Source organism: Nocardia sp. NPDC057227, from assembly GCF_042669725.1.
GTDB classification, from domain to species: domain Bacteria; phylum Actinomycetota; class Actinomycetes; order Mycobacteriales; family Mycobacteriaceae; genus Nocardia; species Nocardia asteroides_A.
Genome location: NZ_JBHUXA010000016.1, coordinates 86,963 through 109,178 on the forward strand (window position 1 = coordinate 86,963; position 22,216 = coordinate 109,178).

21 protein-coding genes are annotated in these 22,216 nt (G+C 70.4%); 14 read left to right on the forward strand and 7 right to left on the reverse strand.

What is annotated here, in order from left to right; genetic code table 11:
- Nucleotides 1-83: 83 nt before the first annotated feature.
- The 4 genes from ACFUJ1_RS22060 to ACFUJ1_RS22075 are packed head-to-tail and all read right to left on the reverse strand — an operon-like array spanning nt 84 to nt 4,562.
- Nucleotides 84-896: a 2-keto-4-pentenoate hydratase gene (locus ACFUJ1_RS22060; protein WP_378648315.1), complete on the reverse strand. Its 813-nt coding sequence runs from the start codon at nt 894-896 to the stop codon at nt 84-86.
- The gene (locus ACFUJ1_RS22065; protein WP_378648317.1) at nt 893-2,695 is read right to left on the reverse strand and encodes a bifunctional 3-(3-hydroxy-phenyl)propionate/3-hydroxycinnamic acid hydroxylase; all 1,803 of its coding nucleotides are present in this window, start codon (nt 2,693-2,695) and stop codon (nt 893-895) included. Before ACFUJ1_RS22065 ends, ACFUJ1_RS22060 begins: the two co-directional genes overlap by 4 nt.
- Nucleotides 2,692-3,696 carry a VOC family protein gene (locus tag ACFUJ1_RS22070; RefSeq protein ID WP_378648319.1) on the reverse strand — a complete coding sequence of 335 codons (1,005 nt, stop codon included), beginning with the start codon at nt 3,694-3,696 and terminating at the stop codon, nt 2,692-2,694. Before ACFUJ1_RS22070 ends, ACFUJ1_RS22065 begins: the two co-directional genes overlap by 4 nt.
- Nucleotides 3,693-4,562 carry an alpha/beta fold hydrolase gene (locus ACFUJ1_RS22075; RefSeq protein WP_378648321.1) on the reverse strand — a complete coding sequence of 290 codons (870 nt, stop codon included), beginning with the start codon at nt 4,560-4,562 and terminating at the stop codon, nt 3,693-3,695. The genes ACFUJ1_RS22070 and ACFUJ1_RS22075 overlap by 4 nt, the downstream gene beginning before the upstream one ends.
- 158 nt (nt 4,563-4,720) lie before the next feature.
- Between ACFUJ1_RS22075 and ACFUJ1_RS22080 the strand changes: the two genes are divergently transcribed.
- On the forward strand, nt 4,721-5,359 hold the full coding sequence (locus tag ACFUJ1_RS22080; RefSeq protein WP_378648323.1) for a TetR/AcrR family transcriptional regulator: 639 nt from the start codon (nt 4,721-4,723) through the stop codon (nt 5,357-5,359).
- 63 nt (nt 5,360-5,422) lie between these two features.
- Here the strand turns inward: ACFUJ1_RS22080 and ACFUJ1_RS22085 are convergent, their stop codons facing one another.
- Complete coding sequence (locus tag ACFUJ1_RS22085) at nt 5,423-6,265, reverse strand: SDR family NAD(P)-dependent oxidoreductase (RefSeq protein WP_378648325.1); 843 nt, start codon at nt 6,263-6,265, stop codon at nt 5,423-5,425.
- A 133-nt stretch (nt 6,266-6,398) separates the two neighbouring features.
- Between ACFUJ1_RS22085 and ACFUJ1_RS22090 the strand changes: the two genes are divergently transcribed.
- On the forward strand, nt 6,399-7,007 hold the full coding sequence (locus ACFUJ1_RS22090) for a TetR/AcrR family transcriptional regulator (protein ID WP_378648327.1): 609 nt from the start codon (nt 6,399-6,401) through the stop codon (nt 7,005-7,007).
- Nucleotides 7,008-7,021: 14 nt separating this feature from the next.
- Here the strand turns inward: ACFUJ1_RS22090 and ACFUJ1_RS22095 are convergent, their stop codons facing one another.
- Complete coding sequence (locus ACFUJ1_RS22095) at nt 7,022-8,056, reverse strand: amidohydrolase family protein (protein ID WP_378648468.1); 1,035 nt, start codon at nt 8,054-8,056, stop codon at nt 7,022-7,024.
- A gap of 308 nt (nt 8,057-8,364) precedes the next feature.
- On the opposite strand from ACFUJ1_RS22095, the gene ACFUJ1_RS22100 reads away from it, so the two are divergent.
- The 4 genes from ACFUJ1_RS22100 (at nt 8,365) to ACFUJ1_RS22115 (ending at nt 11,946) form a co-directional block, all read left to right on the forward strand.
- A complete protein-coding gene (locus tag ACFUJ1_RS22100; protein WP_378648330.1) occupies nt 8,365-10,329 on the forward strand; it encodes a CocE/NonD family hydrolase in 1,965 nt (654 codons plus the stop codon).
- Nucleotides 10,330-10,332: 3 nt separating this feature from the next.
- The gene (locus ACFUJ1_RS22105; protein ID WP_378648332.1) at nt 10,333-10,638 is read left to right on the forward strand and encodes a hypothetical protein; all 306 of its coding nucleotides are present in this window, start codon (nt 10,333-10,335) and stop codon (nt 10,636-10,638) included.
- Between the two features lie 145 nt (nt 10,639-10,783).
- Complete coding sequence (locus ACFUJ1_RS22110; RefSeq protein ID WP_378648333.1) at nt 10,784-11,650, forward strand: hypothetical protein; 867 nt, start codon at nt 10,784-10,786, stop codon at nt 11,648-11,650.
- A gap of 32 nt (nt 11,651-11,682) precedes the next feature.
- On the forward strand, nt 11,683-11,946 hold the full coding sequence (locus ACFUJ1_RS22115; protein ID WP_378648335.1) for a hypothetical protein: 264 nt from the start codon (nt 11,683-11,685) through the stop codon (nt 11,944-11,946).
- A gap of 210 nt (nt 11,947-12,156) precedes the next feature.
- Here ACFUJ1_RS22115 and ACFUJ1_RS22120 read toward each other — a convergent pair whose 3' ends face one another.
- Nucleotides 12,157-12,759: a TetR/AcrR family transcriptional regulator gene (locus ACFUJ1_RS22120; RefSeq protein WP_378648337.1), complete on the reverse strand. Its 603-nt coding sequence runs from the start codon at nt 12,757-12,759 to the stop codon at nt 12,157-12,159.
- A 124-nt stretch (nt 12,760-12,883) separates the two neighbouring features.
- Between ACFUJ1_RS22120 and ACFUJ1_RS22125 the strand changes: the two genes are divergently transcribed.
- The 8 genes from ACFUJ1_RS22125 (at nt 12,884) to ACFUJ1_RS22160 (ending at nt 22,117) form a co-directional block, all read left to right on the forward strand.
- A complete protein-coding gene (locus ACFUJ1_RS22125; RefSeq protein WP_378648339.1) occupies nt 12,884-13,333 on the forward strand; it encodes a peroxiredoxin in 450 nt (149 codons plus the stop codon).
- Between the two features lie 517 nt (nt 13,334-13,850).
- Complete coding sequence (locus ACFUJ1_RS22130; RefSeq protein ID WP_378648341.1) at nt 13,851-16,586, forward strand: ATP-binding cassette domain-containing protein; 2,736 nt, start codon at nt 13,851-13,853, stop codon at nt 16,584-16,586.
- A complete protein-coding gene (locus tag ACFUJ1_RS22135; protein ID WP_378648343.1) occupies nt 16,583-17,299 on the forward strand; it encodes an ABC transporter ATP-binding protein in 717 nt (238 codons plus the stop codon). Before ACFUJ1_RS22130 ends, ACFUJ1_RS22135 begins: the two co-directional genes overlap by 4 nt.
- 49 nt (nt 17,300-17,348) lie before the next feature.
- Nucleotides 17,349-18,596, forward strand: coding sequence for an ABC transporter substrate-binding protein (locus ACFUJ1_RS22140; RefSeq protein WP_378648344.1), 1,248 nt, complete (start codon nt 17,349-17,351; stop codon nt 18,594-18,596).
- A 30-nt stretch (nt 18,597-18,626) separates the two neighbouring features.
- Complete coding sequence (locus ACFUJ1_RS22145; protein WP_378648346.1) at nt 18,627-19,724, forward strand: dihydrodipicolinate reductase; 1,098 nt, start codon at nt 18,627-18,629, stop codon at nt 19,722-19,724.
- 1 nt (nt 19,725) lies between these two features.
- Nucleotides 19,726-20,196 carry an SRPBCC family protein gene (locus ACFUJ1_RS22150; protein WP_378648348.1) on the forward strand — a complete coding sequence of 157 codons (471 nt, stop codon included), beginning with the start codon at nt 19,726-19,728 and terminating at the stop codon, nt 20,194-20,196.
- A 14-nt stretch (nt 20,197-20,210) separates the two neighbouring features.
- Nucleotides 20,211-21,074: an SDR family NAD(P)-dependent oxidoreductase gene (locus ACFUJ1_RS22155; RefSeq protein ID WP_378648350.1), complete on the forward strand. Its 864-nt coding sequence runs from the start codon at nt 20,211-20,213 to the stop codon at nt 21,072-21,074.
- The gene (locus tag ACFUJ1_RS22160) at nt 21,071-22,117 is read left to right on the forward strand and encodes a dihydrodipicolinate reductase (RefSeq protein WP_378648352.1); all 1,047 of its coding nucleotides are present in this window, start codon (nt 21,071-21,073) and stop codon (nt 22,115-22,117) included. Before ACFUJ1_RS22155 ends, ACFUJ1_RS22160 begins: the two co-directional genes overlap by 4 nt.
- Nucleotides 22,118-22,216 lie beyond the last annotated feature (99 nt).

A 22,216-nucleotide genomic window follows, 5' to 3' on the forward strand; every position in this document is an offset into this window, starting at 1 on the left:
TCACTCATGGTCGGTGGGGAGCGCGAACGGGGTCGGCTGTGTGCTGTGCTTGCCGGAGCCGGTGACGGCCGGCTGGGAACGACTCATGCCTTCTCCCAGGTGAATTCGACGGTGCTCAGGGTCTCGGTGCGGTGGCCGAGCGCGGCGTGCACCCGCACCCCGGCCACCAGCGGGGCCATCGGGCCGAGCGCGCCGGAGAGCACGATGTCGCCCGCGCGCAGCGGGTCGCCGAATTCCCGGGCGGTGCGGGCCAGCCAGGTCAGGGCTTCGAGTGGATCGCCGAGGCAGGCGGCGCCGGTGCCCTCCGACACCACGTCGTCACCGAAGCTCATGCGCATGGTGATGTCGCGGGGCTCGAACTCGGCGAGCGCGAGCTGGCGCTCGCCGAGGGTGAACCAGCCGCTGGAAGCGTTGTCGGCGACGGTGTCACCGAAGGTGATGTCCCAGTCGGCGATGCGGCTGTCCACGATCTCGAGTGCTGCCACCGCGTGATCGACGGCATCGCGCACGGTGTGCGCGTCCAGGTGGTCGTCGTCGAGGTCGGTGGCCAGGACGAAGGCCAGTTCGGCCTCGACCCTGGGTTGCAGCAGCCGGGGCCGGTGCTCCGGCGGGGTCGCGGGGACCTGCATGTCGGCGAACAACACCCCGAAGTCGGGCTGGTCGACACCGAGCTGGCGCTGCACCGCCGGGGAGGTCAAGCCGATCTTGCGGCCGATCACCCGGGCGCCGGCATTGCGGCGCCGCATCGTGCCGAGGCTCTGCACGGCGTAGGCGGCGGCGATGTCGTCGCTGCCGATGAGATCCCGGACCGGAGGAGCAGGCACGCCGGTGGCGAGGGCGGTGTGCAGGCGCTCGGCGGCGGCGAGCACGGCCGGAGTGGCGGTCGTGGTGGTCATCGGATCTCCTCGGACCCCGGCCGGACGGTGGCCTTCGGGGTGGCGAGCTCGGTGGTCGTCACCACCGCGGGTGCGTTCGCGGACCGATGGGGCGACGCCGCCGACGGGATCGTTCGGGGGTCGGCGTGCGGGGCGGGCAGGCACAGCTGCCGGTTCAGCGCGGCGACCAGTGCCGCGCTCTCGTCGCGTTGCGCGGTGCCGAAGACGTAGCGGTCCGGGCGCAGCAGGACCACTCCGCCGGGGTGGAGCCGGGCTCTGCGGAACCAGCGGGTGAGCACGCCGGTGTGGTCTTCGATGTCGACGAGGTCGTCGCGGCCTTCCCCTGGCCTACCCTGCGGGCGGCCGCCCAGCGGATACACCGTGACGAAGCGCGCGCCGAGTGTGTGCAGCACCGCCAGGTTGCCCTCGGTGAAGGCCCGGCGCGGGTCGGCGGCGTAGCCGAGGACGGCGAAACCGGGGCCGAGGGTGTCGTCGAGACGCCGGTGTCTGCCGTCGTAGGTGCGGATCTCGGGCTGTGGCGCGAGCCGGCCCTGCACGCCGCGCAGCAGCGGTCGCGGCTGCCCGAGGTAGGCGCCGCGGCGGAACCGCGGTGCCGGTTTGATCTTGGCCCGGCGGATCCAGTCACCGAGGCCGGGTACCCGCACCGCGGTGGAGAGGCCGATGTCGCGGGCGGCGGCGAGTACCGGATTGCTCAGCGAGACGATGTTCTTGTTGAACACCGACAGGTCGATCATGGCCTTGGCGTGCGGGCGGCGCTCGGTCTCGTAGCTGTCCAGGATCGCCGGGTCGGCGCCGTGGCGCAGGATCGCGGTGAGTTTCCAGGACAGGTTGTCGGCGTCGCGCACCCCGGAGTTCATGCCCTGGCCGATGAACTGTGGGGTCATGTGTGCGGCGTCGCCGGCCAGCAGGACCCGGCCCGCGCGCCAACGGTCGGCGACGACGGCGTTGAAGGTGTAGACGAGCTTGCGCAGCACCTCGCACTCGTCGGGGTCGACGAAGCGGGAGATGTAGCGGCGCACGGTGGCCGGGTCCTCCATTTCCTCCCTGGTCTGCTCGTCGGTGAGCATGAACTCGAAGCGATGGTGCCCGTCGGGCTGCGGGCAGGACACGATCGGCAGCGCGGGGTCGCAGACGAAATCGAAGTAGGGCAGGTGCCGGAACGCGTCGGCGTCCGGGTGGGTCTTCAGGTCCACCACCAGCCAGCGTTCCGGGAAGCTGATCCCGGTCATCTCGATGCCGAGGTCGGTGCGCACGATGCTGCGGCCGCCGTCGGCCCCGACGAGGAACTTCGCACGTACCGATTCGGTGCTGCCGCTGTCGATCTCGGCATCCCGCTTGCCGTAACCGGTGCCGGTACCGGCCGCGTGGCGCACGGTGACCCCCGCGCCGTCCTGGTCGAAGCCGGTCACCGCGCGCCCACGCCGCACGGTGACGTGCGGGTAGCGCTCGAGCGCGCGCTCGAGGCTGTTCTCCAGGTAGGGCTGGTAGAGGAAGTTGGCGACCGGCCAGCCCAGCGGGCGCTCGATCTGATTGAACTGCGCCAGCACCCTGCCGTCGCCGCGGACCCACTGCACGGTGGAGTCGACGTTCATGTCGGCGGCGATCTCGTCGGCGACCCCGGCGGTCTGGAAGATCCGCATGCCCTCGTCGTCGGTGTAGACCGCGCGGGCCAGCCCGTAGTATTCCGGCTCGCGTTCGAGGACAAGGACGTCGACGCCGCGCCTGCCCAGCAGGTTGGCCAGGGTCAGCCCGGTCGGGCCGAGCCCGACGATCACCACCTCGTGATCGAAATCGCTCATGGCACAACGCTTCCGGTGAGTTCGGGGACGGTGATCTCCGGGGTGCGCAGCCGGGAGGCAGCGGTGCGGAGCCGGCCCAGCTTGTCCAGCGGGGTCTCCGAGAGGGTGTGATGCCCCCAGACGCTGATTCCCCGATAGGTGCTCGCGGCCCAGGCGGCGTCGAGTTCGGGGGTGACCACGATCGGGTTCCAGCCCACCTCGAGTTCGAAACCCGAGGGGGTGACGCAGTAGAAGGACAGCTCGCGGTCGTTGGTGTGCTGCCCGACCGACCATGCCATCCGGAAACCGAGCTCGGTGACGCGGCCGTAGGCGGCGAGCATGTCCTCGAGCGTCGCGGACTGGATGTTGACGTGCTGGACCCGCGTGCGGATGGGGTCGATCTTGATGCCGCGGATATTCGCGACGGCGATCGAGTGGTGGCGCTCGTTGACCCGCAGGAAGCGGATCTTCATCATCAGCCCGGAGATGTTCTCGTCGATGAAGTCCGAGAGCCGGGAGTCGAACAGGGTGCGGTAGTAGGCGTGCACGGACTCCGGCTCCCGGGACACGATCGCCACGTGCCCCATCCCGGCCTCGCCGGTAACCCATCCGGTGCTCAGCATGCGCAGCGGCTCGGCAGTGGTGACCGGGGCGGTGAAGATCTCGGTCGCGATGCCCTTGGGGCCGGGAAACCGCCACAGCCGCTGCACCCCGCGCAGCGCCGCGTCCTCGGCGCTGCCTTCTTCGATCGGGACGCCGCGGTCGCTGACCCGGGCGAGGATGCGGTCGAAGGTGGCATGGTCGTCGACCTGCCAGCCCAGGGCGGTCACGTCCTCGGCGGGGCCGCGGCGGATCAGGAACCGGCAGGCGCGGTCGTCGAGGCGGAAGCGCAGGGTATCGGCGTCGAGCCGGTCGGCGTGCAGGCCGATGGCCAGCGCACCGAAGCGCTCCCAGTCCGCGAGCCGCTGCGACTGGACAACCAGATATCCCAGGTGTACTGCGCCGTAGACGGAGCCGCTCATCGGGACTCCGCGAGGAAGGAGGCCGCGAGGTCGTTGAACAGCTCGGCGCGTTCCCACTGCACCCAGTGCCCGGTGCCCGCGGCCATGTAGACGTCGCAGTTCGGCATCCGCTCGGCCAGCATGGCCGCACCGCTCGGTCGGTTGACCCGGTCGTCGGCGCCCCAGAGCACCAGGGTGGGGTGGGTGATCGTGCTCAGCCTGGGATCGCGGGTGAAGTCCATCCGCCACAGCGTGCGCAGCGCGCCGGGGCCGGAGGGGCGGCGCAGCGGCGGATTCGCGACCACCTCGGGATCCAGGCTGGCCCGGTACCGCGTGTCGATCAGATCTTCGCTGATGGCGCTGGCATCGTGGACCAGGTACTCGCGCACGAACGCGGCGAGCTTCTCCCGGCTCGGGCCCGAGCCGGTGTAGTAGGACAGCAGGGCATTGAGCCCCGCCGTCGGCAGCGCCCGGGTGGTGCCGACCCCGCCGGGACCCATGAGGATCAGCCGATCGGCCTTCTCCGGGCGATCCATGGCCAGCCGCAGTGCGGCCGCACCACCATAGGAATTGCCGACCAGATGGGCGCGCTCGATGCCGAGCGCGTCGAGCAGCCCGCCCACCGACGCGGCCAGATCGCCGAACGGGTCGGACCGATCGATGCGCTTGGCCGAGCGACCGTAACCGGGCATGTCGGGCACGATCACCCGGAACCGCCGCGCCATGGCCTCGATATTGCGCGAATAGTTCGACAGCCCCGAGGCACCGGGACCCCCGCCGTGCAGCAGCACGACGGCACGGCCGGTGCCTGCCTCGGTGTAGAAGATCTCACGGTCGCCGACCTGGACCGTTCGCCCGGCCTCGACTCCGTTGTCAGTGCTTGTCACGGCTACCTCCACAGCTTTGATGATGAAATCATCAATCACGATGGAGTCCGCTGTCAAGGCGAAACTGATGATTCGATCAACAAGTATGGGACTGCGGAATCGCTGCTGAGCAATGTGTCAGATATGATTTCTGCAGCAACGAGACCGGAGGGGCCGCCATGACCACCGAACCCGTGGTGCGCACCCGCACGGACCGCCGCCGCGAACGCACGCGCAACGCGCTGCTCGGCGCGGCCAGGCAGTTCCTGTCCGAGGGGCGCTCGGCGGTGAGCATCCAGGAGATCACCGATGCCGCCGATGTCGGCTTCGGCTCCTTCTACAACCACTTCGATTCCAAGGACCAGCTCTTCGACGAGGCGGTGCGCTCGGCGCTGCAGGTCTACAGCGAGTTGCGCGATGGCATCGTCGCGCACTACGACGACCCGGCCGAGGTGTTCGCGGTCAGTTTCCGGATGACCGGCAGGCTGCAGCGCCGTATCCCGCAGATGGTGCGCGTGGTCCTGAATTCCGGCATGGGCGTGCTGCTGCGCGACGAAGGACTGGCGCCGCGGGCCCGCCGCGACATCGGTGCCGCGCAGGAGGCGGGGCGGTTCGAGCCGATGGATCCGGACCTGGCGGTAATGGCGGCGGGCGGCGCGCTGCTCGGGCTGCTGCAGCTCCTCGACGCCGACCCCGACGCCGACGCCGACGCGCTCTCCGACGACATGACCTACCGCACGCTGCGCATGTTCGGAATGACCAAACGCACCGCCCAGCGGCTGAGCACCGGGCCGCTCCCCGATCTCCCCCAGCTCTGAACCCGCCCACCCGGCTCGGGATCGGATCCCATCCACGCCAGGGACTTTCGCGGGCCGCCGGGCTCAGTGCCGCGGAGCCACCAGTTCGTCGCTCACCCGGCGCAATCGCCGCGCCACCTGCAGATCGCGGGCGACCGCGGACGGCTCCACGACCGCGCCGTCCTCGAAATAGCGGCCGGTGGTCTCGGCCAGTGCCGGATCGGTCGCTAGGGTGCAGAGCCGGTGCCCGCCTTCCTCGGGCGAGATCATCCGGAACCTCTTGACCAACGCCAGCAGCGGGCGCGCGAGCCGGGGTGCGCCGTCCCAGATATCGGTCGCCACCATGCCGGGGTGCACCGCGTTGACGGTGACCCCGGCTCCGGCCAGCTCCTCGGCCAGGCTGCGCGCGTAGATGACATTGGCCAGCTTCGAGCGCGCGTAGGCTTTCATGATCGAGTACCCGCCGCGCTGGTACTGCAGGTCGTCGAAGTCCAGGTCACCTCGGTAGTGCCCGGTCGAGGCGGTGATGACCACGCGCGCCGGCGCGGAGGCGAGCAACAGCGGCTCGAGCGTCTCGGTGAGCAGGTAGGGCGCGAGGTGGTTCACCGCGAAGGTCGCCTCGTACCCGTCCACGGTCTCGGTGCGGGCGGCGAACACCGCGCCCGCGTTGTTCACCAGCACATCGATGGGGTCACCGCGGTCGAGCACCGCGGCCGCGAGTGCGCGTACCGAGTCGAGCTCCGCGAAGTCGGCAGTCAGGGTGTGGACGCCCGCAGCACCGTGCGCCCGGACTCGGTCAGCGGCGGCGGCCAGCTTGGCTTCGCTGCGCCCGACCAGTACCAAGTGCGCACCTGGTGCGATCTGAGCGGCGCATTCCAGCCCGATTCCGGCAGTAGCGCCGGTGATGAGCACCGTTCGCGTCGACACGACCCTGACCTCCTTTGAAAATGATGCAATTATCATATTCATTGCTCACGTGGCTCCCGCGTCTCAGCGATGCCGCAGGAATGAGGTGATGGCGATCTCCGGCCGCGGCACCGGCCGGAACTAGATTGAACGGATGACCGGCTCCGGAGACGTGCGCGCCAACCGGCGGGGCGCACGGTCACGCCAGCGTGTACTCGATGCGGCCGAGGAGGTGATGGCGCGCCACGGCTACGCCGAGGCGACCATCCCGCGCATCGTCGCGGCCGCCGGGGTGCCGTTGAGTTCGATCTACCACTACTTCGGCTCGAAGGAGGGCGTGCTCTACGCGGTCATGGAACGCGGTGGCCGGCGAATGGCGGAGGCCGTCCCCGCCCCACCGCCGGGGGCCGAGCCGCTGTCCGCGCTCACTCTGTTCTTCGAGCAGCTCTGCGCCGCCATCGAAGCGCACCCGAACTTCTTCACCCTGCTCACCGCGACGGTCGAGATGACCGCGAGCCAGACCGCCAGACCCGCTCAGCTCGCCCGAGACCTGCGCGAACTGGGACTGGCCCTGATCCGTGAGCGCCTCGCCGCGGCGCTCGGAATGCCACCGGACGACGAGTGGGCCGAGGAGCTGGCCCGGTTCGTCCGAGCCGCGCTCGACGGCGCACTGATCGCCGAGCGAGTCGACGGCGTTCCGCTGTCGCTGACGCTGCGCCCGCTGCCGAGCGCGGTGCTCGCGGTGCACCGCGACCGTGGCTGATCGGCCCCGATCGATCAGCGTCGGCCGGCGGCGCGTGCGATTACGCGGAAGATCCGGGTGCGCGCCCGTCTGCGCAGGCGGGTGAGCAGCGGCGGTTCCGGCACCGGGGCCGGCACCGCGCCGAAGCGGGGGAACAGCGCCGCCGCGTTCGTCCGGCGGATCGCATCCCGGGTGGCCTCGTCGCATCCCGGGAACTCCGCGAGCCCGGCGTCGAAATAGTGCACCGCGGGCTCGGGCGCGAAGGGCCAATCGCTGCCGTAGAGCACGTGCCCCGGCTCGGCGAAGGTCAGCAAGGTGGGCAGTGCGGCAGCGCTCGAGGACAGCGCGGTGTCGAAGTAGAAGCCGGCGAGTTCCTCGAGCACCTCGATCGGGCTGCGCCCGGTCTGGGTAAAGATGCCCAGCGACATCCGATGCGAGGCGTAGGGAACGAATCCGCCGCCGTGGCTGAGCACGAACTTGATGTTGGGGAAACGCTGCCGGATGCCGTTGCGCACCAGCAGGTAGGCGGCGCGCGTGGTGTCGAGCAGGAAATCCGCCGCGAAGGGAAGCACACCCGGCACCGCCGGGCCGGGCAGGTCGGCGGGGTGCACGAACGCCACCGCGGACCGTTCGTCGAGCACCCGGAACAGGGCCTCCTGCCCCTCCTCGCCGAGGTAGACCCCGCGCGCGTTGCCCAGCAGCACCACGCCGTCGGCGTGCAGGGTGTCAAGGGCGCGGACCGCCTCCGCGGCGGCCGCGTCGACATCGGGCAGCGGGACGGTGGCGAAGAACCCGAAGGTTCGCGGTGCCGCCGCCGACAGCTCCGCGGCGTAGTCGTTGACCGACCGCGCCAGCTGGTCGGCTTGCGCCGGGTCGGACAGGAAGGTCGTGCCCGGCGTCGAGATCGACAGCACTGCCGAGCCGATACCGGCTCCTGCCATCACCTGTTCGGCCGAGGCCGGGCTCCAGTCCGGCAGCTCCCGCCCGCCCGCGGCGACAACACCGTTGGCCTCGAGCGCCGCTCGGTAGCCGGGCGGCAGCAGATGCTGGTGTACATCGATCCGATCCAGCGCCATGGCGCACCTCTTCCTTCTTCGCCTGCTCGTGCTGCAAGCACGTCGCGATTTGTCGATCTTATGCTCATGACTGAGATTTTCATCAGCATAGCGATCCACTCCGGCTCGATCCCCGCGATTGCGATGGGCTCGGCCGCCACGTTCTCGGCGATCACCGTCCACGTTCCGCCCGGCTCGGATTCGCCGCCGCCGTGCTTCGCACCGAGCTCGCGAACGATTGCTTGCTCTTCCGGCACACTCCACTTATTGTAACCAGCATTCCAAAAATAACTGACGAAACTATCAATGTGGAGGTTATCGTCATGACAAGTCGGAACCCGTGGTCGCGCCCGGTCGGCAGGCGCTCGGTTCTCGTCGGGACGGCGCTCGGCGCCACCGCCCTGCTGGCGGGATCCCAGCTACGATTCGCCGGTCGGTCCAGGGCAGAGGGGGCAGACCCATGGGCGGGCTGGCAACCACCGGTCCAGAGCTTCCCGAACACCTTCATCGAACAGAACGTGCCGATCCCGATGGACGACGGCGTCACCATCCGCGCCGACGTCTGGTATCCGGCCGACGAGAGCGGCGCCAAGGTGCCGGGCCGGTACCCGGTCGTGGTCACCACGCACTGCTACGGCAAGGCACTGCTGGGCGCGATGGCCGACTACAGCCGCTACGGCTACGTCGTCGTGGTCGCCGACTCCCGCGGCACCGGGGCCTCCGAAGGCAGCTTCGGCCTGCTCGACGACCGCGAAGGCGCCGACGCCTACGCCATCGTCGAATGGGCCGGGACGCAGCCCTTCTCGACCGGCAAGGTCGGGGTCGACGGCTTCTCCTACCTGGGCGCGACCGCCGCCAAGACGGCGGCGACCCGCCCTCCACACCTGGCGGCGGCGAACTTCGGCGGCGCACCGACCGACCCCTACCGCACCTTCATCACCCAGGGCGGCAACTGGAGCTCGAGTTCGGCGCTGTGGTTCGCCCTCGAACTGCTCGGGGTCGCCCCGCTGCCCTTCACCCTGAACTCCTACGGCGGCCTCGACGTCCAGCCGCGCAACCCGACCACCGACATCGCCACCTTCCTCACCCGGCTCCAGACCGACGGCAGCAGCATCCCGTACCGCTTCGCCGAACTACAGCGACTCATCGACGGCAGCAACAACTTCGACAACGGCTTCTGGCAGGAACGCACCACCGACGTCGGCAACATCGACGTCCCCACCCTGGTCTACAGCGGCTGGGCCGACCTGTTCCTGCGCGACACCCCCCGCGACTTCCGCGCACTGCCCCTCGAGCGGGGCAGCAAGCTCATGGCGATCGGCCCGTGGACGCACTACTCGCTGCCCAAACACATCGGCTCCCGCAACGACCAGCCCATCGACGACCTGCTCATCTCCTGGTTCGACCGCTGGCTCAAGGGCATCGACAACGGAGTCGACCGCCTCGACCCGGTGCTGCTGTGGGAGAACGGATCCGAACGATGGGCCGGTCACGACGACTGGCCCGTGGCCGGCACCTCCTACGACCGGCTCCACCTCACCGGCACCAGGAGCGGCACCTCGAACTCACTCAACGACGGCACGCTGACCGCCCTGCCCGCCGCCACCGCGGGATCCGACACCGAAGTGATCGATCCGCTGGCCGGCGTCTGCTCCCGGCAGACGGTGCAATACCTCGGCGGACTGCCGGTCTATCTGCCGATCGCGTTCTTCATGCCCGAATTCCCGATCAGCGAGTTCCCCGGAATCGACCAAATCGCACCCTGCTTCCGCACCGACGACCGCGCGAACGAACAGGGCGCCCTCACCTGGACCACCGCACCGACAGGCACCGACCTGCTGTTCACCGGGCCAGTCGCGCTCACCCTGCACGGATCGACCACAGCGGCGGACCCGGTATGGGTCGCCCGCCTGTCGGATGTGGCACCCGACGGCACCGCCCGCCCCATCGGGGAAGGCGCGCTCGTCGCCTCACGCCGCGCCCTCGACCCCGCCCGCACCAAGTACTCCCCGGACGGCGACGTCGTGGAACCGTTCCACATACACACCCACGAGGCCGTTCTCCCGGTACCCCGCGACGCCGTCGAAACCTACAACGTGGAAATATGGCCGACGAGCTGGCGCGTGACAGCGGGACATCGACTCCGGCTGACCATCGACGGCGCCGAGTTCCCGCACCTGCTCCCCAATGCCTCCACCCCGGACCGGCTCGGCACCCTCACGGTGCACTACGGCCCCGACCGCCAGAGTTTTCTCAACCTGCCGGTCCACCAGGGAGCGTTCCCCTAGTCGATGCACTTCGCCGAGCTGCCGCCGCCCAGGATCGCGCCCACCGACCCGGTCAACACCTACGGTGACACCGAGTTCTCGGATCCTCCAACCCGTCGCCCACCCTGGCGGCAGTTACGGCTCGAGGAACAGCGCTTCGTTCGGGAGTCGTGCGATCCCGACGGGGCCCTGTTCGCTCACGGCGACGCTGTCGGCGAGACGGTGGTGCCCGAGGTTGCAGACGAACACCATCGCCGCGGTGAGGCATGCGACGAAGCGCAACTCGACCTCTCCGATCGCATGACCGCGTTCAGCCCGACCGCGCCGTAACCGATCACCGCGACATCGTCGCGGAACCTGCCCCGGTTGTCTAGCGTCCCCCGCTGTGACATCGCCACCGGCTCCGCCGTCACACCAGCACATTGGACTCGACGCGCACCACTCCGCTCCGCTTCCGTCCAGCGCCGGTTCGCCCGTGCCGCTGTACACGGACGAGTTCATGACCGACCCGCATCGGGTGTATCGCGAACTCCGGGACCGCCACGGCCCCCTCGCTCCGGTCGAGCTGGCGCCGGACACTCCCGCGACCGTGGTGCTCGGTTACCGCGAGGCGCTGCGAATCCTGGACGACGACGCGCACTATCCCGCCGATCCCCGACGCTGGCAGCAACTCGTCGCCCCGACCTGCCCGGTGCTGCCGCTGCTGCAGTGGCGCCCGATCACCATGCGCACCGCGGGCGCGGAGCACACCCGACTGCGCGAAGCCTGCACCGCCGGGCTGGAACGGGTGGATCTGCATGCCCTGCGGCAGGTCGTGGAGCGCACGGCGATCTCGATGATCGAATCGTTCGGGGAAGCCGAGCCGGTCGAACTGCTCGGGCAGTACGCGTTCCCGCTCACCTTCCAGGTGCTCACCGAGGTGCTCGGCCTCCCGCCCGAGGCGGGCCAGCGCGCGCTCGCCGGCGTATCCGCCGTGCTCGACGCCGCGGACGCCGAATCCGCTCGCCGGGGCAACGCGGTGTTCGAGGAGATTCTCGCCGACGTCGTCCGGCGCAAGCGGGACCACCCGGACAACGATCTGCTGTCCTGGCTCATGGCGCACCCGGCGCGGCTGGACGATACCGAGATGGTCCAGCAGACCGCCATGCTCTACGGGGCCGGAACCGAACCGACCTGCGGATTGATCACGAACGCCCTGCTGCTGGAGATTACCGATGATCGCTTCGGCGGCGGCGTGCTCGGCGGGCGATCTCGACCCGCGACGCGATCGAGCAGGTCCTGTTCACCGATCCGCCGTGGGCGAACTTCAGCGTCCGGTATCCCCGGCAGCCGCAGCTGCTGAACGATGTGTGGCTGCCCGCGCACGAGCCCGTGGTGATCTCCTCGGCCGCGTGCAACGACGACCCCTCGGTCGCCGGTGACCGCACCGGGAACCGCTCGCACCTGGCGTGGGGTGCGGGCACGCACGCCTGTCCGGCGCAGTCCATGGCGCTGGTGATCGCCCACGAGGCGATCGACCAGCTCCTGGACGCGCTGCCCGAGATCTCGCTGGCGATCCCGGCGGGGGAGCTGACGTGGCGTCCCGGACCGCTGCATCGGCTGCTCGCCGCGCTGCCGGTGCACACCACCGGGCGGTGACAGCATCCGGGGGTCAGCTCTACAGGTAGCTGTAACAACCCCGCGCACAACGTGATCGGGTCCCAATGCGGGCGGCGATCGTGTTGTGCGCACGTCGACCGGGAGCGGCAGCGCGAACGGGGTCGAGGGTCATCGGGCACTCACGGCTCGAACCGCGGTCGGCCGGGAACGCGCCGCCGACCGCGCGGCCACGGTAGAGCTTCGGTCTCGTCAGTTCCTGCGGCCGGGTGAGCCGGTGGCGATGGCGTCCACGATGAAGGCGACGATGGCCTCCTGCTGCGCGGGGTCGAGGATCGTCGCCTGCCCGAGGAAGCCGGACCTGGTGAGGAGGATGCCGATGAACGCCTCCCCGGCCAGCACCGGGTCGCCGGTGATCTCGCCGCGCTGCGCGGCGGATCGGAAGATCTCCTCGACGACAGCCATGCAGCGGTCGATGGAGTCGCGGCGGAAGGCGGTGTAGATCGCCGGGTACTCCTGCGCCTCCTGCACGCAGCGCTGCAGGATCTCGATGCGGGGGCTGGTGAAGACGGCGGCCACGGCGGGGACGATCGCCAGGAGGTCGGTGTGCAGCGCGCCGGTGCCCGGGACCGTCAGCCCGGCGGCGAGGCTGCCGAGCGCGTCGGTGATGAGCCGGTCGCGCTCCGGCCAGCGGGCGTAGATCCCGCGCTTGTCGACGCCGGCGCGGGCGGCGACGCGGTTTGTGGCGAAGCCCGCTATCCCGCGCTCCGCGAGCTCCTCGACGGCGGCTCGCAATACCCGCTCGTCGATGGACGGGTCGCGGCGACGGCCCCGCGCCGGTGTCGCTGCCCCCATTACCAAACCTCACCTCATTCATGCACCATGATGGTGCATTAATTCGGTCACCATCGGGGTGACCTGCGTATTCGCGCTGTACCCAGCCTATGGCATGGGCGCTCGAGCGGTCCGGGAGGACGCGATGCTGCACGTGGGTGATCAGGCCCCCGACTTCGAACTGCTGGACCAGCGCGGTGATCCCGTCCGGCTGAGCACGGTGTTGCGGGCCGGTCCGGCCGCGCTGTTCTTCTACCCGGCGGCGCTCAGCCCCGGATGCACCAGGGAGGCCTGCCACTTCCGCGATATCGTCGGCGAGTTCGCGGCGCGCGGGGCGACGATCCTCGGGCTCAGCAATGACGATGTCGCCACACAGAAGCGATTCGACGAGACGCATCGGCTCGGGTATCCGCTGCTGGCGGATGTGGACGGGAATGTCGCGAAGGCGTACGGCCTGAAGCGCCGGGTGCCAGGGCTGCCCGCCAAGCGGGGCACCTTCGTCATCGGGACCGAGGGGCGCGTGCTCGCCGCCGTGCACAGCGAGCTGAACATGAACATCCACGCGGACCAGGCGCTCGCGGCATTGGCGGGCTGACCGCGTCGCGAGGCGCCGCCGCTCCCTTCGCCACGGGGATCGCCGAGCGAACCGTGTTCCACAACTGCGGATCGCCCCTCGGCCGGCTCGTCTGGCCGACAGCCGGCTGAGCCGATGCGGATGGGGGTTCGCGCCGGCCTGGAGGCGGGCTCACTGCCCGACCCGGACGTGGCCGGCCCGGGCATCTCTGCGGCCGTCGGCCGCGATCAATGACAAGACCGCACTGCGCGCATGGCTGTCCGGCGGGCCTGCGGATCCCTTCGCGACCGTACCCGGAGCCGGCCGCCAGGTTGACTATTGTGCTTACGGTAAAACCTACCGTACTGTTACCTGCGCCACACGGAACACGGTGATACCGGTCGCCCGGTCGGTAATTCCGCCGCGTTTCGACCGGCGAGGTCCGCGGCGATAGCTGTCCCCGCCGAGCACAGCCCACAGTTAGGTACGCGATGCGTTCACCCACCCCGGATCCCGCGCTCGGGAATCGGCTCACCGGAGAAATCGGCGTGGGGCCGGTATGACCGAGCACCTCCAGTTCCTGTTGCTCGGCATCGGCAGCGGCGGCGTCTTCGGCGCCCTCGCCATCGCGCTGGTCCTGGTCTACCGAAGCTCGGGCGTGCTCAACTTCGCGACCGGGGCGATCGCACTGAACTGCGCCTACATCTACGCCTTCCTACGCAGGGGCGAGTTCGTGATCCTCGTGCCCGGGCTGCCGAAATCGGTCGATATCGGCGGCGACCCCGGCTTCGCGGTGGCGGCCGCGGTCGCGGTGACGCTGTCCGCGCTCTTCGGGCTGCTCCTCTACGTCGTCGTCTTCCGGCCGCTGCGCAAGGCGCCGCCGGTCGCCCGCGCCGTCGCCTCGCTGGCGCTGATGATCCTGCTGGTGGCCGTCGCCGCCAAGCAGGTGGGGACGAACTCCGTCGGCGTCAAGGCGATCTTCCCGGTCGATATCTGGACCGTCGGCGAGCTGCGCATCCCGCAGGACCGGATCTACTTCGGGATCAGCATCGTGGTGCTGGCGCTCGCGCTGGCGGCGCTGTACCGGTTCGCCCGCTTCGGGCTGGCCACCCGCGCCACCGCCGAGAGCGAGGAGGGCGCTTTCGTCAGCGGGCTCTCCCCGGATCGGATCGCCGCGGGCAACTGGATGATCGGGTCGGCGGTCGCGGGCGCGGCGGGCATTCTCATCTCGCCGATCGTCCCGCTCAGCCCGACCGGCTACTCCCTGTTCATCGTGCCCGCGCTGGCCGCGGCGATCATCGGCCGGTTCTCCTCGGTCGTCGCCGCGGTCGCCGCCGGGCTGGTGATCGGCATGCTGCAGTCCGACGCCACCTACCTGTCGCGCACCTACGAGTGGCTGCCGTCTAGCGGGCTGGTGGAACTGGTGCCGCTGGTCGTCATCCTGGTCGTGCTGGTGATCAGGGCCAGGCCGCTGCCCTCGCGCGGCGCGGTCATCGTGACCGAGCTCGGCACCGCGCCCTGTCCACGAAAGATACTGCTGAGTACCGGAATCGGTGTGCTCGCCGCGGGTGCCGCGCTGATTCTCTCCGGCGGCGACCTGCGGGTCGCGATCATCACGACGCTGATCCTGGCCGTCATCGGCCTCTCCCAGGTCGTGGTGACCGGGTACGCGGGGCAGGTATCGCTGGCGCAGCTCGCGCTGGCGGGCGCCGCGGCGCACCTGCTCGGGCCGATCGCCGCGGATTGGGGCATCCCGTTCCCGTTCGCACCGCTGCTGGCCGCGGCGTTGGCGACCGTGCTCGGTGTCGTCGTCGGGCTGCCCGCCCTTCGCATCCGCGGCCTGACGGTCGCGGTCGTCACCCTGGCCCTCGCCTACGCCATCGAGGCGGTGTGGTTCCGCAATCTCGACCTCGTCCCGTCGAGCGGCATCGACATCCCGGACCCGGTGGTCTTCGGCCACAGCCTCGGCATCGGCCGCGGCGAGAACTTTCCGCGGCTCGAGTTCGGGCTGCTGTGCCTGGCGGTGCTGGCTGTCGTCGGGGCGGGCGTGGCCGCCCTGCGGCGCAGCCGGCTCGGCACCCGGATGCTCGCGGTGCGTGCCAACGAGCGCTCGGCGGCGGCGTCCGGCGTCGACGTGGTGCGCACCAAGCTGGCGGCGTTCGCGATCGGCGCGTTCATCGCCGGGATCGGCGGCAGCCTGCTCGCTTACCAGCAGACCAATGTGTCGTTCCAGTCCTTCACCGCGCTGGCCGGGCTCAGCCTGTTCGCCATCGTCTATCTCGCCGGGACGACCTCGATCGCGGGCGGCCTGCTCAGCGGCGTGCTGGGCGCGGGGGGAGTGGCGTTCCTGCTGCTCGGCAACCTCGGTGACGCCGCGGGATCCTGGTACCAGGTGTTCGTCGGAATCGGGTTGCTGATCACCGTGCTGACGAATCCGGAGGGCATCGTCGCCCCGGCGCAGCGGGCCCTGGCCCGAACCGGGAGGAAGACGGCGCCGCGAGCGGGTTCGGTGCCGGGTACCGCACAGGTGCCCCTCCCGCGCCCGGACGCGGTGCCCGGCGCTCCGCTGCTGGAGCTGGCCGGGGTGACGGTGCACTACGGCGGCGTTCTCGCCGTGGACGACGTGAGCTTCGCGGTGCCGGAGGCCGCGATCGTCGGGTTGATCGGTCCCAACGGGGCGGGCAAGACCACCCTGATCGACGCGATCAGCGGGGCGGTCCCCGCCGGCGGAACCGTGACGCTGGCGGGCGTGCGGCTCGGCGGGATGAGCGTGCACCGCCGGATCCACGCCGGGCTCGGCCGGACCTTCCAGGCCATCGAGCTGTACGAGGACCTCAGCGTCCGGGAGAACGTGCTGGTCGGGCTCTCCGGCAGGCGCCGGGCCGAACAAGCGGGCAGCGCCGCCGAGCTCGACGAGATATTCGCCCTGCTCGGACTGGTCGAGGTCCGCGACACCCCGGCGGGCGAGCTGTCCCAGGGGCAACGGCAACTGGTCTCGATCGCCCGGGCGCTCGCGGGGAAACCCGCGGTGCTGCTGCTCGACGAACCCGCGGGCGGCCTGGACACCGCCGAGAGCCGCTGGCTCGGCGAGCGGCTGCTGGCGATCCGGGCCAGCGGGGTGACGATCCTGCTGATCGAGCACGACATGAGCCTGGTGCTCAGCGTCTGCGATCAGGTGCAGGTGCTGAACTTCGGCCGCACGCTCGCCTCGGGCACACCCGAGCAGATCCGCACCGATCCCAAGGTCGCCGAGGCCTACCTCGGCACCATGTTCGCCGAGGAGGTCGTCGGATGAGTCTGCGGCTGAACGGAATCACCGCCGGGTACGGCAAGCTCGCCATCGTCCGCGACCTGGACCTCGAGGTCCGCTCCGGGACGGTGACCGCGCTGCTCGGGCCGAACGGCGCAGGGAAGACGACCCTGATGCTGACCGTGGCCGGGCTGCTTCCGGCGCTGAGCGGGGAGATCACCGTCGGCGGCACCCCGCTGCCGAAGGGCCGCCCCGCGCGCGCCAACCGAGCCGGGGTGGTGCTGGTCCCGGACAATCGGGCGCTCTTCACCGGCCTCACCGTCACCGAGAACCTCGCGATCGCCCGGCGCCGCACCGGCCGCCCGCTCGACGACATCTTCGACCTGATGCCCGCGCTGCGGCCGCGCCGGAAGGTGGCGGCGGGCGCGCTCTCCGGTGGCGAGCAGCAGATGCTCGCGGTCGGGCGCGCGCTGATCCAGGGCCCCGAGGTGCTGCTCATCGACGAGATGAGCATGGGGCTGGCGCCGGTCATCGTGGAGGACCTGCTCCCGGCCGTCCGGCACATCGCCGACCACGCCGGGGTGGCGGTCGTCCTGGTCGAACAACACGTGCGGCTGGCCCTCGCGGTCGCCGACGACGCCGTCGTGCTCGTGCACGGCGACGTGACCCTGCGCGGCACCGCCGCGGAACTGCAGCGAGCGCCCGAGCGTCTCGAAGCCGCCTACCTCGGTGGCGAAACCCCCACAGCCACCGTTTGATCCACCCCGGTCGCGCAACGGCGCCGACCACCGTCCCCAGGAGATCCCCATGTCCTTCCGCACCCGTACCCGATGGGCGGTGCTGCCGTGTCTCGCCGTCACGGCCGCGCTGCTCGCCACCAGCTGTTCCAGCGACGACGGCACCGCGTCGAGCCCGGCCGACAAGTCGGTGCTCGGCCAGGAGAACAAGGCGACCGGCGCCCCGGTGCGGATCGGCCTGATCACCACCGGCCCCAAGGCGCCGGTCTACACCGAGGAACTGGAGGTGGCCAAGGCGACCGCCACCTACATCAACGACTACCTCGGCGGCATCAACGGCCGCCCGATCGAGCTGATCACCTGCGAGGACGAACTCCAGGTGAGCCTGGCGCGCAACTGCGCGAACAAGTTCGTCCAGTCCGACGCGGTCGCGGTGGTCAGCGGCGAGGCCAACAACGCCGACACCGTCGCCTCCATCACCTCGCCCTCGGCGATGCCCTACCTCACCGCCGCGGGCGGCCAGCAGTCGCTGCTGCTGCCGAACACCTACGTGCTGATCAACGCGCTCAACTCGCTCGCCGGCGTGCCCGCCGCCTACGCCAAGCAGCAGAACTTCAAGAAGGTCGCCATCCTGGCGGTGGACTCGCCCACCGCCATCGACCCGCTGAAGCAGCTCGGCCCCTTCGCCTTCGGCAACGCCGGCGCGCAGGTCGACGTGGTGCCGGTGCCGCTCGGCACCGCGGACATGACCCCGCAGATCCAGGCCGCGCTGGCCAAGCAGCCCGAGCTGTTCCACCTGCTCGGCGACGTCTCCTTCTGCACCGCGGCGCTCAAGGCCATGCGGACGCTGAACACCACGCAGCCGGTCATGGCGGTGACCCAGTGCGTCGGCGACGCCGACACCGCCGCGCAGATCCCCGGTGGGTACGAGGGGGTCAAGATCATCGTCAATGCCGTGTTCGACCCGGCCCAGCAGGACACGAAGGTGTTCGACGCGGTCGTCGACGGCTCGGGCGCCAAGGATCCGAAGAAGGCCGCCTCGGTGTTCCGGGCGCTGCTCGGCCTGCGCTCCGCGCTCGACGGCATGCCCGGCGAGCTCAGCAGGCAGTCGGTGATCGCGCGGCTGAACGCCATGCCGCAGCCGGCGCCGCTGACGCTCTCCGGTGGCGGCACCTTCCAGTGCGGCAGCAAGCCCGTGCCGGTCGTCGCCAATATCTGCTCGGACGAGGCCCTGCTCGGCACGCTGGACGAGAACGGCGCCCCGACCGATGTCGCGCCGATCGACACGAGCCGCATCTTCGCCATGCCGGGGCGCTGACCGCCGGACTCCCCAGAAAGGCAGTGACGGATGGCTATCGAGAGGCCGTACCGGGTCGTGCAGTGGGCCACCGGCAGCGTGGGCAAGGCGGCGATCCGCCATTTCGCGCAGAGCCCGCGCTACGAGCTGGTCGGGGTGCTGGTCTTCACTGCGGAGAAGGTGGGCAGGGACGCCGGTGCGATCGCCGGGATCGGCCCGATCGGGGTGGCGGCGACCAACGATGTCGAGCACATCGTCGCGCTCGACGCCGACTGCGTCTTCTACGCGCCGGTGTCGCCGGATATCGACGCGGTCTGCCGCCTGCTGCGCACCGGCAAGAACGTGGTCACCACGACCGGGCCGTACCACCCGACCGAGTTCGCCCGCGCGGACTTCGAACGGATCGCAGCGGCCTGCGCCGAGGGCGGCTCCTCCTTCCATGGCGGCGGCATCCACCCCGGCTACGCCGGTGACCTGCTGCCGCTGACCCTGGCCAGGATCGCCAGCCGGGTCGACCACATCCACGTGCACGAGGTGGTGAACTTCCGTCAGGAGCCCTCGAAGTACATCGAGTGGACCGGTATGGGTAAGACGCCGGAGCGGTTCCGGGCGGAACCGGCGCTGCTCGGCGCCGCGGTGCCGCACTTCGCGCAGTCCATGGCCGTGATCGCCGATGGCCTCGGCCGCAGTATCGATGACATCACCGTCGCCGAGATCGAGATCGCCACGGCCACCGCGGACATCCCCTATACGGGCACCCCGACCAGCGATATCCCCGGTGTCGACGGGGTGATCCCGGCGGGCACGGTCGCCGGGCAGCGCCACCGGTGGACCGCGTGGTCGGCGGGGGCTCCGCTCATCACCTTCCACGCCGAATACACGATGGGCGATGCCGATATCGAGCCCGCCTGGAACTGCGGCCACAGCCACTACCGGCTGGTGATCGAGGGCGACCCGCCGACGGAGCTGGTGCTGCGCGCGGGCCGGGGGCCGGACGGGAACCCGGTCTACCTCGGCTACACCTGGACCGCCATGGCCGCGGTCAATGCCATCCCGGCGGTGTGCGCCGCCGCGCCGGGGCCGGTCGGCCACCTCGACCTCGGGCTCGTCCGCTTGCCCGGCGTCGTGCACCCGAAGCCGGGGCGGTGACATGGGCCGGATCCGGGCGGGTGAGGTGCTGAGCGCCTCGATCGATATCGCCGCGCCCGCCGCCGCGGTGTACGCGCTGGTCTCCGATGTCACCCGGATACCCGAGTGGAGCCCGGAGACCGTGCGCGTGCGGCGGCTGGGCCCGGCCGCGTTCCGCTCGTGGAACCGGCGGCGGCTCGGCGTCTGGCGCACCGATGCGACGATCGTCGAAGCGATTCCGGGCGAACGGTTCTCGTTCGTGGTCAAGGCCATGGGCGGGGACTGGACGCAGTGGACATATCGGCTCGAGCCGGGCGGCGACAGCACCCGGCTGACCGAGGAGTTCCGCATGTGCGTGGCGCTCCCCACCGGAGTCCTGCTGTTCGAGTACTTTTTCCTGCTCGTGCGGGACCGCAGGGCCGATCTGCGGCAGAACCTGGCGACCTCGCTCGCCCGGATCAGGACCATCGTCGAATCCGGCGCGCGCCGGTGAACAGGAGATCGCCCGTGCGCTATCGGAATCGGGTCGCCGTGGTCACCGGCGCGGGGTCGGGCATCGGGCGTGCCCTGACCATTGCCCTCGCGGCCGGGGGCGCCCGGGTCGCCGCCTCGGACATCGACGCCGACGGGCTCGCCGCGACGCGGGCGGCCTGCGCGCCGGGCAGCGTGACCACCTACCACCTCGACGTCGCCGACCGCGCCGCGGTCCGCGCGCACGCCGAGCAGGTCCGCACCGATCTGGGGCCGACATCGATGCTGTTCAACAATGCCGGTGTCGATCTGATGTCCGAGATCGAGACCATGGAGCCCGCGGATCTGGACTGGCTGTTCGGCATCAACTTCGGTGGCGTGGTGAACGGCACCACGGCATTCCTGCCGCAGCTCATCGAAGCCGGGAGCCCGGACCGCCCGGCCCGGCTGATCAACCTGTCCAGCGCTTTCGGGCTGATCGCCGTCCCCGCCCAGGGCGCTTACTGCGCCTCGAAGTTCGCGGTGCGCGGGCTGACCGAGACCCTGCGCCAGGAGATGATCATGAACGACCGCCCGGTGACCGTGCACTGCGTGCACCCGGGCGTGGTGAAGACCAATTTCGGCAAGAACATGCGCACCAGCGCCGCCGATGCCGAGGTGGCGCGATCGCTGTTCGACAAGGCCGCGCTGACCACGCCGGAGCGCACCGCGCGCACGATCCTGCGGGGCGTCGACCGGGGCAAGGCGCGGATTCTCGTCGGCCCCGACGGTCGGGTCGCCGCTGCGCTCCCGCGCCTGCTCGGCGTCTCCTACACGACGCTGCTCGCACGCGGTTCGCGCGTGACGGCGCGTCGGCGCACCACGAATTCACCGTCCGACGAGGAGAGGAACCCGCTGTGACACTGCGGATCGTGCAATGGACCACCGGAAACGTCGGACGGGCGGCACTGGGGTCGATCGTCGAACGCGACGACATGGAGCTGGTCGGGCTGTACGCCTTCAGCGCCGACAAGGTGGGGCGGGACGCCGGTGACCTGGCTCGCCTCGGCAGAACCCTCGGCGTCGCGGCCACCGACGACATCGACGCGATCATCGCGCTGCGGCCGGACTGCGTCTCCTATATGCCGCTCTACCCCGACGTCGAGCACCTGAGCAGGCTGCTCGAGGCCGGAATCAATATCGTCACCACCGCGGAGTTCATGACCGGCGCCGCACTGGGCGCCGAGTCCCGCGCCCGCCTGGAGCGGGCCGCCGCAGCCGGCGGCGCGAGCCTGTTCGGCAGCGGGGTGAATCCCGGGTGGATCGAGTATGTGGCCGCGGCCGCCTCCGGGGTGACGCGCGATCTGCGCTCGCTGCGCGTGATCGAGCAGTTCGACGTGACCATCTTGTCCGCGGACGGGAACCAGGACGATTTCGGCTGGGGCCGCCCGGCGGGTGACCCCGGCCACGCCGACGACGTCGCGGCGGGTGTCGCCGAATTCCGCGATGCCGTCGAGGTGGCGGCGCGGGTACTCGGCGTCGAGCTGGACGAGATCCGCTACGACGTCGAATTCGCGCACGCCACCGAGGAGCTGACGGTCGCCGCGCGCACGGTCACCGCGGGGACCGTGGCGGGCATCGAGATCACCTGGTCCGGTATCGCCGACGGCGCCGCGGTGATCGAGCTGGTCGCCCGCTGGACGCTCGGCACGAAGATCGAGCCCCCGTGGACCACCGACATGGGCTACACCGTCGAGGTCAACGCCGACCCGCGCGTGATCATGCGGATCGACTTCCTGCCCGCGGATATCGAGCGGATCACCGCCGAGGGCATGGCGCTGATGGGCACCGTCCTGACCGCCTCGCCCGCGATCAACGCCATCCCGGCGGTCGTGGCCGCTGCCCCCGGCATCGTCACCTACGCCGACCTGCCGCCGATCACGGCCAACCTCGCCGGAAGGTAGGCCGTGACCGAAACCGCGGTGCCCTTCCAGGCGACGCCGTTCCGGCAGGCCACGTGCACCTGCGGCACCGGGAGATCGCCGCCGAGATCGCGGCGCTCG